Source organism: Ochrobactrum sp. RH2CCR150 (assembly GCA_014138095.1).
In the GTDB taxonomy this organism is placed as follows: domain Bacteria; phylum Pseudomonadota; class Alphaproteobacteria; order Rhizobiales; family Rhizobiaceae; genus Brucella; species Brucella gambitense.
The window spans coordinates 1-13,853 of the sequence record JACGXE010000013.1 but is presented as its reverse complement, the minus strand read 5'-3'; the positions used below and the strand labels follow the sequence as shown (position 1 = coordinate 13,853).

The following is a 13,853-nucleotide window of genomic DNA, read 5'->3' as shown; positions in this document are numbered from 1 at the left end:
CTTTGGTCATGAATTCTTGTGGCTTTTCTGTCCCGCCTTCACATGTTGCTCATGCGAGCCGCCACGTGATGAGGACTGCTGATTGTTGCCACCGCTTGCCTGCTTGCCATCATTCTTATGGCTTTGCTGACCAGCTTTTACATGCTGTTCGTGGGTGCCACCCTGGGTATGGCTTTGTGAATGACTCTGGGCCATTTTCTTTCCTTCCGGTGGTTTGGGTGTTTCAAAATGCGTTTCGTCGCGCGTGACATGAGCCTAACCCAGTCAGGCCATCGATGTTCCGCGCTATCGCTGTAACAAACTTCACGTTTGGACTCGCGCTATGGTTCACTGGCGAATTCGTCGGCCATCGTCGATCGTTCAGGAATCGCATACTGCAATAGAGCGCTTCGTGACGGACAGGTCCCAACGCGACTTCCGGTTGTTTATGCGCACGGCGTGTCATCGCGTACCGGTCGCGGAGGCAGGCGTTTGCGATTCCGTGGTCGCAGGTGGCTTGCTGTCATCTACCATGAAACCCCGACCCGGTATTTGGGAGCCGTAAAAGCCAACGGCAGCCCAGACAATGAGTGCCAGAATGAGGCTGACGATAAGGATCACGAAAACATGACGACCTTTTCGACCCTGACGGGCATCCTTGGGAGAAAGCTCCTTCATAGTGGCTGCTCCGTTCCCGGCCTATTGCCATCGACGGCGTTCCTGTTCAATCTGGTCGGATGTATAGGGAGTTCCAGAAGCGTTGAACCCTTCCCAGCCTTCATCGATATAGGCGTTGCGTCTCTTCCTTATGTCCACGCGCGCCCATTCATCGAAAATTGCTTCGGCCTTTTGTCGTTCGTTCTCGTCACAGCGAACGACGATCAGGGTGCTGCCTCGGCGAATTGCTTCTGAATAGGCTTGCGCTTCTTCCTCAGGAAGGCCGCTTTCCATAAGCGCGCCGACAATTCCGCCTGCGACACCTCCGGCAGCTGCGCCACCAAGCACCCCGACCAGTGTGGCCGTGAGCCAGCCACCAGCAACAACGGGCCCGACGCCGGGTATTGCGAGCAAGCCAAGTCCTGTCAGCAGTCCAGCACCACCGCCTGCGACGGCGCCAACGCCAGCCCCGGTTTCAACGCCCGTGATTGTGGATTGGTCTTCCCGCACCGCATCACCGGCATATTGTCCGTTGGTATTGTTGGATATCAGACTGATATTGTCGGCCGAAATGCCAGCTTCTTCCAGAGCACGGACCGCGTCAAGCGCTTCATCGTGATTGTCGAATAGACCTGTGACATGTACCATCGTCCTCTCCTTCATTCAGTTTAGGGCTTAGCTACTTGCTTATCGGGTCGTTATGTTGCCCTGATAATCGAGCTGAACCTTAAAAGGCTGTCCGTCGCGCATCGCTTCGGCCCGCCAAATGCCATCTTCGCTGAGTTCGAGGTTCATGATTTCGGTATAGCCTTCGTCAGTCAGGCGTTGCTTTGCCTGCTCCTCGGTAAAGCTGTTCTTCCCCGGTACAGGCGCTTTTGGATTGGTTTCGCCAGGCGTTGTTACCGCAGGTGTTAGCGGCTTTTCCGACGGAGATGTTTGGGCAAATGCAGCGGATGCGAATAGAACAAGTGCAGCAGTTGCGGGATAGTGGATTGACCTTTTCATGGAATTCCTCCCTTCTGTGAGAGGTATCCTAACCAGTAAAGCGAATGAATGTTCCATAAGCAATATCGGAAGACAGCGAACGAGAAACGGCAAGGTCTAGCTTTGAATAATGAAATTTGAACCGAGGCACGAATTAACGCGCTCCGAGAACCATTTCTCTGATCCAGCGCGTTAAAAGCTGATTGTAAGCCTTTAGATAAATAGCGTCCGAAAGGGCATGATCTGCTCCGCCAAGCGTTCTCACGGTGAGCGAATGTGCGTGGATGAACGCGCTTTGATAGCTTGCTATGGTCGGATGAGGCACGATTGTGTCATGTTCGGATTCAACAAGCAGCACATCGCCATGAAACTCTCTGGCCTGATGGAGCGCACGATTATCTTCTGCTCCCACCAGTGCCGAGCGATAGGCCTCGAGGTCGACCCGGTCGAGTTGTGCTTTCGGTAATTGCCAAGAACTATCGCGATAAAGGGCAGGGGCCCTGAGTGCCAGCCATCTAACGGGCCGGAACTCTGTCAAAAGCGTAGCGAGATACCCCCCATAACTACTGCCCACGACGACAATCGATCCCTCTTCGACCATCTTCAGGCTCGCCAGCCGATCATAGGCCGCAATGACATCGTCCAGATTTTCTCCCCGTGTAACTGTCTTGTTGCTGGTGATCGTATGGCCGTGACCGCGCATGTCGAAGGTTAAACAAACACAACCGAGCTCAGAAATTGATTTAGCCCGTTCGATGTCGCGTTCCTGATTGCCAGCCCAGCCATGCAGATACAGGATACCCGGAATCGTTGTATCGGGTGAGATAACTGTGGCTTCCAGCTGATGCGGGCCCACATCGATGATTGTATCGTTACGGATCATGATAGATTTTCTCTATGCGTGCATACTTATGGAGTGGCTGGCCGGTATCGTCCGGGCCGACATAGACGATAAAGTCGTTGACCTCGAACCGGGGAGTTGCGCCGTAAGTCTCGCGCGCAATCACTTGTAGCGCGCAGATGGACCGGTCCTCGCTCATTGCTTCCAGAGCGAGAATCTCGGCGGGCGAAGCGCCGCCCACGCGCCAGGACTGTTCGAGCACGCCGCAGCAAAAGCCGTCTTCCGTTATGGGGCCAACCAGAACGTCATAGTTTTTTCGAGACGCCACAAGCCCGAAATGCTCTCCCGCCGCCATATCGTAACGCCTTGCGCCTTCAATTATTCGGTGCGCGACAGGCATGCGCAAGCGCAACAGCAGCTCATCCCATCCTCCCCGAACCACGTAAAGTCTACTGCCGGCATAAACGCTTTCGCCCACGAGGTCGTGCGCAATGTACTGGCGGCTAAGATAGCTCGCCGTCAGACCAGCGACGTTGACTTGTCCGACAGAGTAAGTGGATGAATTCTCGACATCTTCTTCAATCACCATTCCTTTCGCTATCTCGCTTTGCGAAAGCGATTGAAGAAACACGTCCAGTTCGTGGTTGTTTTCAAAGACACATTGGTTTTTACCGCCAGATGCGTAAGGGTCTTTCAGTCGGATCTTACTCTTGTCGAGCAAAAAGGCGCCCGCTCGTGCAGCTTGATCGTGCGAGAAAACGGAGAAGCCCGCCAGCGCTGCACTTCCCAAATCCTTGGCGAATTGCGGTTTCCAACCGGCAGGCAACTCGTCTTCTTCGTTCCAGGCGGGGTGGGTCGCCAGTTTTGTCGTCATGAACTCCTGATCAACACAGCCACCCCAAAACTGATTTGCGTCGAGTTCGGGATGGCTCTGTCTGATCAGCGAGAAAGTCGGGACGAATAACGTCCCATCTACATCGTCGAAATTTTGCGAGGAAGGACTGAGACTGCTTCCTGACAGCTTCGCCAACCGCGCTGCGAGAGCCTCGACACTGGCAACATTGTGTTTGCTGTCGGTAGTCTGGCTGACGACACAGATTTTCTCGATAACGTCCATGAAAATCAGGCGGCTTCTGCGTGACGGTTGATCGAGCTCTCAGCAAGTTGGGTCAAATCCTTGTCGGTCTGGCCTTCTTCCTGCAAAGTTTGGTCAAGTAATTTGGCCACGTCTTTGTAACCAAGCGTTTCAGCCCAGCGTTTCAACGTGCCATAACGGGTAATCTCATAATGTTCGACTGCTTGTGCTGAAGAAATCAGTCCTGCGTCTAAAGCTGGGGTATCGGAAAATTCTTCAATGATTTCTTCCCCTTCGGCAATGATGCCCTCGATGGCGTCGCAGGTCTTCCCCTGGGCTCGCTTGCCGAGAATCTCAAAACATTGCTGCAAACGCTCGACATGGCCTTCTGTCTGCTCAAGATGTTTCTTGAAGGCATTTTTGAGCTTTTCATCGCTTGCTGCCCGCGCCATCTTGGGCAGTGTCTTCACTATCTTGCGTTCAGCGTAATAGATATCTTTCAGCGTATCGTAAAAGAGATCGTCCAGTGTGCGTTGTTTGGTTCTGGCCATTTCAAGCTCTCCCAGTTTGGTTTCAAAGTTTAGTGCCGCAACATTTTCTGCGGCAGATCTACCAAACCCGTGAGTGTGCCATTTGTTTCATATTTTCGATATTCTTCTTAAAACAGGATGTGGCATGCCATCGGAGCAAGTGTGTCAGGGCAGTTTTGAATGGGCGCATGAGATGGTTCGCGTGGTCAAGACTTGGACGTGTGTTCCGGTTTTGCCTTTTGCTTCGTCGATGCCATTTTCTCCAATTCTGTCTTGCTCATAGATTTTTCCATCTGCTTTGATGGGCCGCGCAAGCTACTTTTGGCCTTGTCTCCACGCTTGGCGGCCAGCGCCGCTCCTGCGGCTTGTTGCTGTGCTTTCGATTTTGCAGGCATGTCATTTCCTCCGGCGTTGCACTTGTTGGAATGAAACGCTGCCTCCGTTAGGCGCGAGCCCAAAGCGGAAATAGCTCTTCCAAACAGCGGGGCCCAAATTTGTTCCAACGAAGTGTTTAAGTCTTTCGTTTGAAAGTCACGATGGTATTTTCTGGGATGGGGCTATATTCGAGTTGGATGCCGCAGACATATTGCTATGGCGGTCACAATACCGCTTGTGTGCAAGATGGGACGATAAGTCGCTGATATAATTAAGGTTTCTAAGACCACTTTGATAAAGTTTTATAATTGCGGTGGAAAGATCCGTTGCGGAATATTCGCGGTCGCTTTCTTCCAGCAGGATTGCTGCCCGCGAAAAGCAACTCCTCATGAAATTGACTTCTTCCGGCTTGTAAATCCGACTTGCCTCGTTAAAAAGCGGCATATCGTTCTCCTTCGGAAAAGAAAACTATACGCTTATCGGGGGTTTTAGATACCCACCGCCTATCACTTCATATTTCGTAAGTTCGAGTTAAGGCTATTTTCGACCGCGTTGTTGATCCCGACATTTATTTGCATCCTGACCTTGCACACATTTCGTATGCTTCCCGATCCGTGCTTTACGGTCATGCTTTTGTGGTTGAGCTGTTTTGGGTACGGGTACGTTCTCCGGCACTGACGGTGGTCGCTCGGACGCTGCGGGCGGGTTGCCAGGAATTTCTGGTTCCTGGCCGCCGGTCTGGGTCGGCATACCTTGTGTCTGCGCAAATGCCATCGATGATCCCACTGTGATGACCATCGCTCTAATGATCTGTTTCATCTCGATGTCCTCGCCATTAAACAATGAAGTGTAAACAGACTCCCAAGAAGAATATTCCAGATAATTGTTGCCTCCATTTAATGAAATCGATCAACCTAAGCATGTTTGGTTTTCCAGGGGCAGGGTCACACTCGAAGCCAACAGTTTTTCTTTTGTCGAATTGATCGGTTGCGGTGCAGGTCGAACGAGAAGGAAAAACCCCGGTGCACATCCCAGAGCACCGGGGTCTTATCATCCTCACGATTCTTCGCCGCCATCGCGTGGATGAATTCTGTTAATGCACTGTAGCAGGCATAATGTTGAGAGCGGCCGCTTTTGCAGCGGCGATAAAGTATTTTCTTGCTTTACTTGACTCTCCATCAATTTCCGCGAGGCAGGTTTCGAGCGCACGCCAATATTCTTTGCCCTTGGCTTCATATGGCCAGCTCTCAATTAGATACTCAGCTGCTGCCGCCGTACTATCGACCACGATACATCGACCTAGTCCACCCACTTCAATCGAAATTGCATGTCCCCAAGTCATTGCTTTTCTCCCAAAAAGCCTGCCGCAACTGATTGTCGAGGCAGGGCAGACATCAACCGCCGAGCGGGGGCTGCAAAGGGTTGATATCTAGCAACACCGAACGTCCATGTTAGGGAATTGTTCCCTCATGTTCGTTTGAATTGTCATACAGAACGGGCATGGTGTAGCGGTTGGTGAATTTCTGGTGGGCCAACCTTGCAGCGAGTTCACAGAGATAGGATTGATCGCGTAGCCCGTGCTCGTAGAGCATAATGATGCAAGATGAGAGTTCTGAAGCCGAATAATTGCGGTCGCTTTCTTCAAGAATGATAGCTGCGTTATTAAAGCAGCTTCGTAGGAAATTGACTTCAATATTATTATATATCCGGCTCGCTTCGTTGAAAAACGGCAAGTCAGCCTCCTAAGTTTAGAGGTTAATCATACACTTTTTAAATTTATTAGATAATAAATAATTATCTCTTATAATAAAAGTTCCTTGGCATAGCTATAAGTTAAGGTAAATCAGAATGTTAAAGATGTTCTATTAATTGTACGATAACGTACAGAACGGGATTCAGTAAAATATTTCGAAACATTCATCGCCTTGAACGGTTCAATCCAGGTGCCCATTTTGGCACTGTATAGGAGGAAAACCGATGCCTAATAACATAAATGAAAACAAGAGCGGTTCTGGTCAGCGTGGCGGCAGCCATGAGCAGCATGTGAAGGCTGGTGAACAGAGCCACAAGAATGATGGCGATAACAAGACCGGTGGGGCCCAACGTGGCGGTACTCACGAACAACATGTGAAGGAAGACCAGCAGGGCCATAAGAATGACTAAACAATCGGGATGGCTCGCCGTCAGGTGAGCCATCCAAACTTCTATAGGAGAGAACTCTACGATCGAATTATCCAGGGTCAATCATTTGAGCGAAGTTCATTTCCAAAACCGCGGGAAAGAGCTTTGGCGATATCCGAAATCGCGCGAGCGGCTTCTGCCGCTGACCATCCTGCTTTCTCTGCTTTTTCTATTAGACGGAGGACATCATCAGCCACTGCGGTTTGACACTCAACGTACCGATATTGATATTCGTCTGGGTGCTGTGGTGCGATCATTAGCTGGGCCTCTTACGAAATGTATTACTACAATAGCTAGGGCTCTGATTTTTGGCGTCCATTGATTAGAGATGAATTTCATCCGTTTTGCGGTTCGACTGCACAAAAAACGCGCGCCAGCATCTCCCGCTGATACAAGGCAAATGTCCATCGGACCGGTTAATCATAATAACAAGCGCCTGCGGGCCGGGCGTACATCCAGCTCCGTTTCTTCCAAGATTCGCATCGCGGGACTAGTCGAAGCGGTCTTGTGCTTATAGAGTTCGATGTGTCGGCTTGGACTACCGTTTTATTCTCCAGATAGGACTGGAACCGGATGCTCAATCGGCGCTACTGCTGCGCAAAATCCAGTCTGTGGCCTCATTCATTATAACCGAAGAACAAAAGGCCTCGTCGGAAGAGATAATCGACGAAGTGGGTACCCTATCCTGGAAACACCAACATGCCAATTGCGGCTGCGCTCATGACTGCCGTTGCCAGCCATCCAAAAAGCTTGAGGGCAGCGTTAGCGACGAATTCGCCCATGATCTCTCGATTTGAAACGACCATCATAAGCCCCACTAAAACGGGAACTGCCGCAATACCATTGATAACCGCGCTCCAGAAGAGCGCCTTCATTGGATTGATCGGAGACCAATCAATGGCAAGGCCGAGAACCATGCCGAGCGTAATGACGGCATAAAAGGCTTTCGCTCTTATCGGTTTATATTCGAGGCTGGCACTCCAGCCGCCGATTTCACAGACAGCATAGGCAGAAGATCCTGCCAGCACTGGAATTGCTAGTAGACCGGTCCCAATGATTCCAAGACTGAATATTAAAGCAGCTAGATTTCCTGCCACAGGTTTCAGCGCTTCTGCAGCATCTGCAGCACTTTGAATATCCGTTTTTCCTGCTGCATTGAGGGTCGCGGCAGTGCCGAGGATTATCGCCAGACCGACTATATTCGAAACAGCCATGCCGACAAAAGTATCCCAGCGGATGCGTTTCAATGCATCGGGAGCTTGACTTCGTTTCTGCTTGAGTGGTTCACGTTCCTCTTTCTGATCAAGCTCTTCGACTTCTTGCGCCGCCTGCCAGAAGAATAGATATGGACTGATGGTCGTACCAAAAATCGCTACAATCGTAGTAACGGCTTCGTTGCCAGGAATTCGGGGAATGACAAGGCCTTGCGCTGCTGCAAGCCAATCGATTTTTACCATAAAGAGAAGGGCTATGTAGGCAAACAATACGAGCGTCAACCACTTAAGGAATTGAACATAGCGATGATAAGGGATGAACAATTGTAGCAAGAGAGAGAGTATGGCAAACAGTAACGTATAAATATGAGACCATCCCCCGATGACCAATTTAGCTGCTTCTCCCATTGCTGCCAGATTGGCACCAATATTAATTGTGTTGGCGATGAATAGGACAGCAATCAAGCCTAGAACCAACCAGTTGGGCAGGACGTTCCTGAGGCTTTTTCCTAATCCATGGCCAGTAACACGACCGACTTGTGCGCTGATAAGCTGCACTGCCACCATTAAAGGATAGCAAAGCGTCATGGTCCACATTAAAGTTGGACCGAACTGTGCCCCTGCCTGGGAATACGTCGCTATTCCACTCGGATCGTCATCGGCAGCGCCTGTTACCAGTCCTGGTCCGAGCCGCTTGAGAATTTTTGCCAGCCTCATCAAAAGTCCCCTTAGCTCTTCGCCGTGTTCGTAACCCTTGGAGCAAGTAACCCCGCAGGACTGGATATGTTGCCGAAAGGACGACAATTTTTACGATCGGGAAGACCAGAGAAAGGGTAACATGCCTTTTAAAACCGGGCTTATACGGTGTGATTTGGGAGACCGCTGCATACATCTTTGTATAGACATGCAGAATCTTTTCGGGCCATCGTCGCCCTGGCATGTGCCTTGGACCAAGACCGTATTGCCCAACATTGTGGAGATTTGCTCTCGCCATCCCGCAAAAACGGTCTTTACCTGCTTTATTCCGCCTAAAACGCCGGAGTCCACCTTCGGAAGTGGGAACGTTATTATCAAAAATGGCAAATGCTGACGTTGGATCGCATCGATCCAACTCTTATCCAACTCACAGAACCGTTGCAGAAATTTTTGCCACCGGCCGTTGTTCTCGACAAGAGGGTTACTTCACCTTGGATGGAGGTCGCGCTGCAGCGCCACTTGAAAACCAGGAATATTCATACTGTGCTCATTAGTGTAACAGAGACCGACCTCTGCGTTCTTGCAGCTCTGCTTGGAGCCATCGATCTAGGTTATCGAACAATACTGGTTTCCGATGCGGTATGCAGTGTCTCTGATCAGGCTCACGATGCCGTCATCTCGCTATGCTACGAGCGGTTTAGTGAACAGCTGGAATTGGTTCGAACAAACGAGGTAATCGAACCACGGCGATGACATCGAGACAAAGTTGAGCTTTGGGCGCGATGTGCGGTTCTTTCCTGAACGAGGAGACAATTATGGACCAACTTCAATGGGATGACCATAACGCCAGCCGTGTGCGTGAAGACGAAATGTTCGTTCAAACTTTTTTCAATTCATACGGCGTGACGAATTCGCGTAATCACCGTTAGCGCATTATCTTCGCGCAGCTTCTGCGGCACTTCCCCTTCCTTTATTCCAATGCATGCTTCCCTCCCGAGAAAACTTCATCGGCTTTGTTTTAACGAATGTCCTCTTAAGCGACGTGCTTACCCCGAGCGACAGATCGCCCGGGGCTTACAAATACGATTAGTCTTGATGTTCAGGCATTTCTTCAAGCTGGGCTTTATTCCAACTTGTTACTGCATGCACGTCGCCGTTTTCGTCTCGCATAAATTCGAGGTCGCTGATTGGAACGGCAACCGGTTTCGCCCCAATTCCGAGAAATCCGCCAACGTCAACGATGACGGTGCTTCCAAGCCCCGCACCATGAACGTGATCAACGGTGCCAACTTTCTCATCGTCGACCCCGTACACTGTCGCCCCTTCAATATTATCAGCAATAAGTTCTTCATTCGTCAAGCGGACGTGATTGGTGTGATCCATCTTCTTTCCTCCTTGTAACGACAACGAAACATCTGCGGAGGGGCATTTGTTCCCTGAGTAAAAGTGACGATTTTAAATATACTGACCTGCTGCTCTGCGGAGGAACAATTGACCTAGCTGGTAGTTGGAAGGCGGAGGATCATAGTGATGAAAACTAATTCACCAAAGAAAAGCGCTGGCGCTCGTATAAGGGGATCTATCCAAAAAGGCGCGACCGGGGATAAAGCTGCTGGTTTTGATCCGGCAGCGGCGCCGATGGAAACCGACGCAGAAGCTGGAGGATCCTCATTTCCGGATAACGATGCAATACCGCGATCAGACCGAGATCCAACAAAAGCCACTGAAAGCAACGCCTCCAGTCACGCGTCCGGCCTCCCGGAATGGAATTCCGATGAATCTACTCATTCTTCCGAGCGAACCGGAGACAAGCGGAAACGTCCAACCTTTCTGTTCTGCTTGTTTACCCTAGCACTAATTGTTGTTGGATATTTCGTATTCGGATCGGTGCGGCAGTGAAAATTGAAATCAGGACATTGCATTGATCTTTTTGGAGACAGAAATGGTGACCACTTATGAGATGTTACACAAGGGCGATGGCACTTGGTCTATCGTAGACAAGGCAACGAAACAGCCCTTAACGTTTAAAGGTCGGCTTCAAGTTTCGCTTACAGAAGATGTGGCCAAAGAGGCTCTTGCGATCCTGGAGCGCATCGAACACGAGCATGCGCAGCAGTTAGACGAAGGGCGACAGACGTAAAAACTGACTTCTGTGCGAGCCGCACCGGACGCAATCAACTCTCGAAGTCGCTTTCTTTCATATCGATCAAGCCTCTCGGTACATTGATCGGTTCGTCGCAGACACGGTGGACCTGATAGGACTTTACGTCGCGAAAGGCACTTGATTCGTTGGTTGTAAGGTCAACGTCTCCAATCGCCACTTGTCCAGGGAGAGCAGCCGTCTCATATTGGGCGGCTACTACCCTTGCGTCAGCTTCTGAGCGGGCGGAAACCAGAACCGTTCCCCGTTTTAGAGCCAACTCATTGTCATCTCCCAACGAGGGAACAAGCAGAAAGGCGTAGCACTGAAAATCGGTTTCAACCTTGACGCCGTTATCTGGTGTCTCTTTCCACTTAATAAAGATGTTTTTATCCCGGTATTCCATTTTAACCTCCGTGCGCCGCTAAGGAGCTCCCCTTTCCCGGGCGCAGCCGCATCACAATATTTCTATTCATTCAGTTCCTTAGCCATCTTCAGATGATGCTCAAGGGTCGGGCGGGTAGTATTTGCCCAGGCCTTCAAGTCAGCATCATCGCCGTGTTCTCCATATCGCTTAAATAGATCGACAGCATTTTCGTGCACCGATTCCTGATCGCTTCGATACTGCTTGGTAAATTCATCGCCTTGAAGTTTTTTCAAGTCGTCTAGCATTGTTTGGTGATCTTCCGTCGGTACCGCGGGTGCTTTAACTGACTTCACCTTCGTAGCGATTAAATCCTTGAGTTCGGCGGACGTTTTCTCGTGATCGGTAACCATTTGCTGGGCAAAGCTCTTGGTTGCAGGATCAGCCTTATCCACCGCAATCTTGCTCGATTCGATCTCGAACATGTCACTGCTTCCGCTAAGCGTCACGAAGTCCTGCGTGGTGGGTGCTGTTCCAATCAGCGAGTTGACGCCAGTTTTTTCAGCGGTCGATTGTGCATAAAGTGGTGTTGGCACTAGCAATAAGGTCGAAAAAGCAAGCAATATTAACTTCATAGCCGTGTTCCTTCTTAACCGAAGCCAACCGAACTATTTCGCGCAAGATATGTTCCCTTAAAACTGAAACTGAGCCGGGCAGCTTATTCAGCAAGCATCTCTAAAAATCTGGAACTTTTTATCCTCAAGAATTGTTCATTAGTACGATCGGTTACAAAGGAGGGACGATAATGAACTCAATAATCTATCTTGTAGGACTGGTTGTGATTGTTTTGTTTATCCTGTCATTTCTGGGGTTACGCTAATGGTTGATCAACCTTCAGTACAGAACGACGGCGATCGCGGTTATGTAGACTGGCCGGCAATTTTTGCAGGAACAGTTGTTGCATCGGCCACTATGACAGTCTTGACGACTTTCGCGAGCGGGCTTGGTCTTGGTTCGATATCTTTGGATAACGGAGGCGATATAAGCGTAGCTTGGCTGGTCATTACCGCGCTGTTTGTCATCATCTCCATAGTTGGTTCTTATATGCTGGGTGGCTATATCGCCGGCCGCATGCGGAGACCTGCCGGTACCGCTACTCGGGACGAATTGACCGTTCGCGATGGCTTGAACGGTCTGGCCGTTTGGGGCTTGGGCACATTAATTTCTGCGCTATTTGCACTTTCAATTTTATCTGGCGGCGTCAAAGCAGTTGGAGGCGCAGCCCAAACTGTCGCAGAAACAGCAGGAACCGTCATTGGAGGAACGGCGCAAGGAGCCGGCCAATTGGCCGGAGGACTAATATCTGGAGCTGGCAGTGCAGCCGGCGGCATTATCCAAGGCACCGGGCAAGCAGCAGCACCCTCAATTGAGCAAATGCTGCCACAGGGCTTGAAGGCCAATCCCGTCGACTACTTTACGGATACATTGCTGCGAAACGATAGAGCACCCACATCTGGTGCGGAGGGTCAAAATGCAGCTGATTTCACCCGACAAGCAGGTAGCATTTTCTCCAACCTGCTCTCGACAGGACAGATAACCGATGAAGATAAAGCTTGGCTCGTCCGTCAGATTATAGCTCAAACCGGAATGAGTGAGACCGACGCCCAAAACCGCGTCAATCAGACTATCGAGCGCGTCCAGACCGTAAGAGCGGAAGCACAGAAGAAAATCGATGAGGCGCGAAAGCAGATCGATGAGGCAAAAGAACAAGCCAGAAAGGCGCTTGAGGATGCAAAAGATAAAGCGTTGGAAACTGCTGAGAAGACCAAAATTGCGGGCATTCTGAGTGCTTTCCTTTTGGCGGCGTCAGCCTTGGTTGCTGCAGTGGCGGCCTATATCGGTGCAGTGCACGGTGGTCGCCACCGAGATGAAGGCCGAATTTGGAGCGGCTTAGCCTACCGGAAATAGATTCAGTCTGCGTTAAGCAAAAATCCCTTCCCGTGCAGACGGTGAAGGGGTTTTTACTAAGACGTCGGCTATTTTGATAACGCGTGTTTAGAGGCCGACCCAATGGATCCAATAGTGGCGCACAATATGAAATGCAAAACCCGATCAGCGAGTGAGTTGATCAGGGGCACATACGGATTTGTAATCGGCTTGAAAACACGGCGCATAAGGGATAGCGTGGCCCAATACTGGATGCATGGCGATCGTGTCCCTTTATGCGGCGTCATCATCAGAAGTTGTGTCACCGGTTCTTTTGAGGTAGTGCGCATAAACAAACCCGCACGCTAAAAGAACAGGCAAGCCGCCCAACACAATCCAGAATAACAGTTCGCCCATATCAATAACTCCTCCGTAAATTAAAACCGCAAGGCACTGACATGAATCAAAACCCCTCGACTGTCTGGATGTTCCATTCAGGGGGGGGTATTAGACCTTTCTCAAGGAAAATGTAAGAAAAGCCGAACTATTGCTATTTGGAACGGTGCTGGCAAAATAGCGAGCTCGCTAATTTCCTTATATTGCACGAATTTGATTAATTAATTTGTGGTGTTTCTACCAATTTTTCTCTCAAGCGGGGCGCTTTCAGGCTAGCGAGATTCTGACTGGCAATCAAATTAGCTGCGACCGATAGGGGAACTTCTTTCTGTTGCCAGACAATTCAACCTCCCTTACCAATGTAGGACGACACGCCCGCCAATCATGCCGAGAAGTCCGCTGATGGCGATGCCGAGCGTGTACCAGATTGCAATAAACGGCATTCCGGATTCTGGACAGTGCAGTGAATAGATGAGAACTCCTACGGCACCAGCA

The 13,853-nt window shown here is 50.3% G+C and carries 22 protein-coding genes; 5 read left to right on the top strand and 17 right to left on the bottom strand.

Annotation, left to right across the window (positions count from 1 at the left end; genetic code table 11):
• Window positions 1-6: 6 nt before the first annotated feature.
• The 11 genes from FHW03_RS20470 to FHW03_RS20420 form a co-directional block, all read right to left on the bottom strand.
• Window positions 7-195 (bottom strand): hypothetical protein, encoded by a 189-nt coding sequence (locus FHW03_RS20470; RefSeq protein WP_182522302.1) that lies wholly within the window; start codon window positions 193-195, stop codon window positions 7-9.
• Window positions 196-441: 246 nt separating this feature from the next.
• Window positions 442-657: a hypothetical protein gene (locus FHW03_RS20465; RefSeq protein WP_182522301.1), complete on the bottom strand. Its 216-nt coding sequence runs from the start codon at window positions 655-657 to the stop codon at window positions 442-444.
• 21 nt (window positions 658-678) lie between these two features.
• Window positions 679-1,284, bottom strand: coding sequence for a hypothetical protein (locus FHW03_RS20460; RefSeq protein WP_182522300.1), 606 nt, complete (start codon window positions 1,282-1,284; stop codon window positions 679-681).
• A 39-nt stretch (window positions 1,285-1,323) separates the two neighbouring features.
• Window positions 1,324-1,641: a PepSY domain-containing protein gene (locus tag FHW03_RS20455; RefSeq protein ID WP_182522299.1), complete on the bottom strand. Its 318-nt coding sequence runs from the start codon at window positions 1,639-1,641 to the stop codon at window positions 1,324-1,326.
• A 133-nt stretch (window positions 1,642-1,774) separates the two neighbouring features.
• Window positions 1,775-2,503: an alpha/beta fold hydrolase gene (locus tag FHW03_RS20450; RefSeq protein WP_182522298.1), complete on the bottom strand. Its 729-nt coding sequence runs from the start codon at window positions 2,501-2,503 to the stop codon at window positions 1,775-1,777.
• Window positions 2,493-3,578, bottom strand: a complete 1,086-nt coding sequence (locus tag FHW03_RS20445; protein ID WP_182522297.1) for a DUF3182 family protein — start codon at window positions 3,576-3,578, stop codon at window positions 2,493-2,495. Before FHW03_RS20445 ends, FHW03_RS20450 begins: the two co-directional genes overlap by 11 nt.
• A 5-nt stretch (window positions 3,579-3,583) precedes the next feature.
• Window positions 3,584-4,087, bottom strand: coding sequence for a ferritin-like domain-containing protein (locus FHW03_RS20440; RefSeq protein ID WP_182522296.1), 504 nt, complete (start codon window positions 4,085-4,087; stop codon window positions 3,584-3,586).
• Window positions 4,088-4,272: 185 nt separating this feature from the next.
• Window positions 4,273-4,461, bottom strand: a complete 189-nt coding sequence (locus FHW03_RS20435) for a DUF3008 family protein (RefSeq protein ID WP_182522295.1) — start codon at window positions 4,459-4,461, stop codon at window positions 4,273-4,275.
• 517 nt (window positions 4,462-4,978) lie between these two features.
• The gene (locus tag FHW03_RS20430) at window positions 4,979-5,260 is read right to left on the bottom strand and encodes a hypothetical protein (RefSeq protein WP_182522294.1); all 282 of its coding nucleotides are present in this window, start codon (window positions 5,258-5,260) and stop codon (window positions 4,979-4,981) included.
• Between the two features lie 274 nt (window positions 5,261-5,534).
• Window positions 5,535-5,783, bottom strand: a complete 249-nt coding sequence (locus FHW03_RS20425; RefSeq protein WP_182522293.1) for a DUF982 domain-containing protein — start codon at window positions 5,781-5,783, stop codon at window positions 5,535-5,537.
• Between the two features lie 109 nt (window positions 5,784-5,892).
• Window positions 5,893-6,174, bottom strand: a complete 282-nt coding sequence (locus FHW03_RS20420; RefSeq protein ID WP_182522292.1) for a hypothetical protein — start codon at window positions 6,172-6,174, stop codon at window positions 5,893-5,895.
• Between the two features lie 244 nt (window positions 6,175-6,418).
• Between FHW03_RS20420 and FHW03_RS20415 the strand changes: the two genes are divergently transcribed.
• Entirely contained in the window at window positions 6,419-6,604 is a 186-nt protein-coding gene (locus tag FHW03_RS20415; protein ID WP_182522291.1) for a hypothetical protein, read from the top strand.
• A gap of 77 nt (window positions 6,605-6,681) precedes the next feature.
• Here FHW03_RS20415 and FHW03_RS20410 read toward each other — a convergent pair whose 3' ends face one another.
• Both FHW03_RS20410 and FHW03_RS20405 read right to left on the bottom strand, forming a co-directional pair.
• Window positions 6,682-6,879 (bottom strand): hypothetical protein, encoded by a 198-nt coding sequence (locus FHW03_RS20410; protein ID WP_182522290.1) that lies wholly within the window; start codon window positions 6,877-6,879, stop codon window positions 6,682-6,684.
• A 423-nt stretch (window positions 6,880-7,302) separates the two neighbouring features.
• Entirely contained in the window at window positions 7,303-8,553 is a 1,251-nt protein-coding gene (locus FHW03_RS20405; RefSeq protein WP_182522289.1) for an Nramp family divalent metal transporter, read from the bottom strand.
• A 366-nt stretch (window positions 8,554-8,919) separates the two neighbouring features.
• Between FHW03_RS20405 and FHW03_RS26090 the strand changes: the two genes are divergently transcribed.
• The gene (locus tag FHW03_RS26090; RefSeq protein ID WP_377515324.1) at window positions 8,920-9,285 is read left to right on the top strand and encodes a cysteine hydrolase family protein; all 366 of its coding nucleotides are present in this window, start codon (window positions 8,920-8,922) and stop codon (window positions 9,283-9,285) included.
• A gap of 333 nt (window positions 9,286-9,618) precedes the next feature.
• On the opposite strand, the gene FHW03_RS20395 is transcribed toward FHW03_RS26090, so the two are convergent.
• Window positions 9,619-9,915 carry a PRC-barrel domain-containing protein gene (locus tag FHW03_RS20395; protein WP_182522288.1) on the bottom strand — a complete coding sequence of 99 codons (297 nt, stop codon included), beginning with the start codon at window positions 9,913-9,915 and terminating at the stop codon, window positions 9,619-9,621.
• A 147-nt stretch (window positions 9,916-10,062) separates the two neighbouring features.
• Between FHW03_RS20395 and FHW03_RS20390 the strand changes: the two genes are divergently transcribed.
• Together FHW03_RS20390 and FHW03_RS20385 are read left to right on the top strand one after the other, a co-directional pair.
• The gene (locus tag FHW03_RS20390; protein ID WP_182522287.1) at window positions 10,063-10,431 is read left to right on the top strand and encodes a hypothetical protein; all 369 of its coding nucleotides are present in this window, start codon (window positions 10,063-10,065) and stop codon (window positions 10,429-10,431) included.
• 43 nt (window positions 10,432-10,474) lie between these two features.
• Complete coding sequence (locus tag FHW03_RS20385) at window positions 10,475-10,672, top strand: hypothetical protein (RefSeq protein WP_182522286.1); 198 nt, start codon at window positions 10,475-10,477, stop codon at window positions 10,670-10,672.
• Between the two features lie 34 nt (window positions 10,673-10,706).
• Here the strand turns inward: FHW03_RS20385 and FHW03_RS20380 are convergent, their stop codons facing one another.
• Window positions 10,707-11,078: a hypothetical protein gene (locus FHW03_RS20380; protein WP_182522285.1), complete on the bottom strand. Its 372-nt coding sequence runs from the start codon at window positions 11,076-11,078 to the stop codon at window positions 10,707-10,709.
• A 62-nt stretch (window positions 11,079-11,140) separates the two neighbouring features.
• Window positions 11,141-11,671, bottom strand: a complete 531-nt coding sequence (locus FHW03_RS20375) for a DUF4142 domain-containing protein (protein WP_182522284.1) — start codon at window positions 11,669-11,671, stop codon at window positions 11,141-11,143.
• Window positions 11,672-11,915: 244 nt separating this feature from the next.
• On the opposite strand from FHW03_RS20375, the gene FHW03_RS20370 reads away from it, so the two are divergent.
• Window positions 11,916-13,004: an ATP synthase F0 subunit B gene (locus FHW03_RS20370; protein WP_182522283.1), complete on the top strand. Its 1,089-nt coding sequence runs from the start codon at window positions 11,916-11,918 to the stop codon at window positions 13,002-13,004.
• A gap of 707 nt (window positions 13,005-13,711) precedes the next feature.
• On the opposite strand, the gene FHW03_RS20365 is transcribed toward FHW03_RS20370, so the two are convergent.
• Window positions 13,712-13,853: NrsF family protein (locus FHW03_RS20365; RefSeq protein WP_182522282.1), on the bottom strand; the 142-nt coding region annotated here is incomplete at its 5' end.

Excerpts from the sequence above, each read along its gene's own strand:
- FHW03_RS20440 (WP_182522296.1), bottom strand. The coding sequence starts at position 4,087 with ATGGCCAGAACCAAACAACGCACACTGGACGATCTCTTTTACGATACG.
- FHW03_RS20405 (WP_182522289.1), bottom strand. The coding sequence starts at position 8,553 with ATGAGGCTGGCAAAAATTCTCAAGCGGCTCGGACCAGGACTGGTAACA.
- FHW03_RS20465 (WP_182522301.1), bottom strand. The coding sequence starts at position 657 with ATGAAGGAGCTTTCTCCCAAGGATGCCCGTCAGGGTCGAAAAGGTCGT.
- FHW03_RS20450 (WP_182522298.1), bottom strand. The coding sequence starts at position 2,503 with ATGATCCGTAACGATACAATCATCGATGTGGGCCCGCATCAGCTGGAA.
- FHW03_RS20375 (WP_182522284.1), bottom strand. The coding sequence starts at position 11,671 with ATGAAGTTAATATTGCTTGCTTTTTCGACCTTATTGCTAGTGCCAACA.
- FHW03_RS20395 (WP_182522288.1), bottom strand. The coding sequence starts at position 9,915 with ATGGATCACACCAATCACGTCCGCTTGACGAATGAAGAACTTATTGCT.
- FHW03_RS20425 (WP_182522293.1), bottom strand. The coding sequence starts at position 5,783 with ATGACTTGGGGACATGCAATTTCGATTGAAGTGGGTGGACTAGGTCGA.
- FHW03_RS20410 (WP_182522290.1), bottom strand. The coding sequence starts at position 6,879 with ATGATCGCACCACAGCACCCAGACGAATATCAATATCGGTACGTTGAG.
- FHW03_RS20460 (WP_182522300.1), bottom strand. The coding sequence starts at position 1,284 with ATGGTACATGTCACAGGTCTATTCGACAATCACGATGAAGCGCTTGAC.
- FHW03_RS20455 (WP_182522299.1), bottom strand. The coding sequence starts at position 1,641 with ATGAAAAGGTCAATCCACTATCCCGCAACTGCTGCACTTGTTCTATTC.
- FHW03_RS20390 (WP_182522287.1), top strand. The coding sequence starts at position 10,063 with ATGAAAACTAATTCACCAAAGAAAAGCGCTGGCGCTCGTATAAGGGGA.
- FHW03_RS20415 (WP_182522291.1), top strand. The coding sequence starts at position 6,419 with ATGCCTAATAACATAAATGAAAACAAGAGCGGTTCTGGTCAGCGTGGC.
- FHW03_RS26090 (WP_377515324.1), top strand. The coding sequence starts at position 8,920 with ATGCTGACGTTGGATCGCATCGATCCAACTCTTATCCAACTCACAGAA.
- FHW03_RS20385 (WP_182522286.1), top strand. The coding sequence starts at position 10,475 with ATGGTGACCACTTATGAGATGTTACACAAGGGCGATGGCACTTGGTCT.
- FHW03_RS20445 (WP_182522297.1), bottom strand. The coding sequence starts at position 3,578 with ATGGACGTTATCGAGAAAATCTGTGTCGTCAGCCAGACTACCGACAGC.
- FHW03_RS20430 (WP_182522294.1), bottom strand. The coding sequence starts at position 5,260 with ATGAAACAGATCATTAGAGCGATGGTCATCACAGTGGGATCATCGATG.
- FHW03_RS20435 (WP_182522295.1), bottom strand. The coding sequence starts at position 4,461 with ATGCCTGCAAAATCGAAAGCACAGCAACAAGCCGCAGGAGCGGCGCTG.
- FHW03_RS20370 (WP_182522283.1), top strand. The coding sequence starts at position 11,916 with ATGGTTGATCAACCTTCAGTACAGAACGACGGCGATCGCGGTTATGTA.
- FHW03_RS20380 (WP_182522285.1), bottom strand. The coding sequence starts at position 11,078 with ATGGAATACCGGGATAAAAACATCTTTATTAAGTGGAAAGAGACACCA.
- FHW03_RS20470 (WP_182522302.1), bottom strand. The coding sequence starts at position 195 with ATGGCCCAGAGTCATTCACAAAGCCATACCCAGGGTGGCACCCACGAA.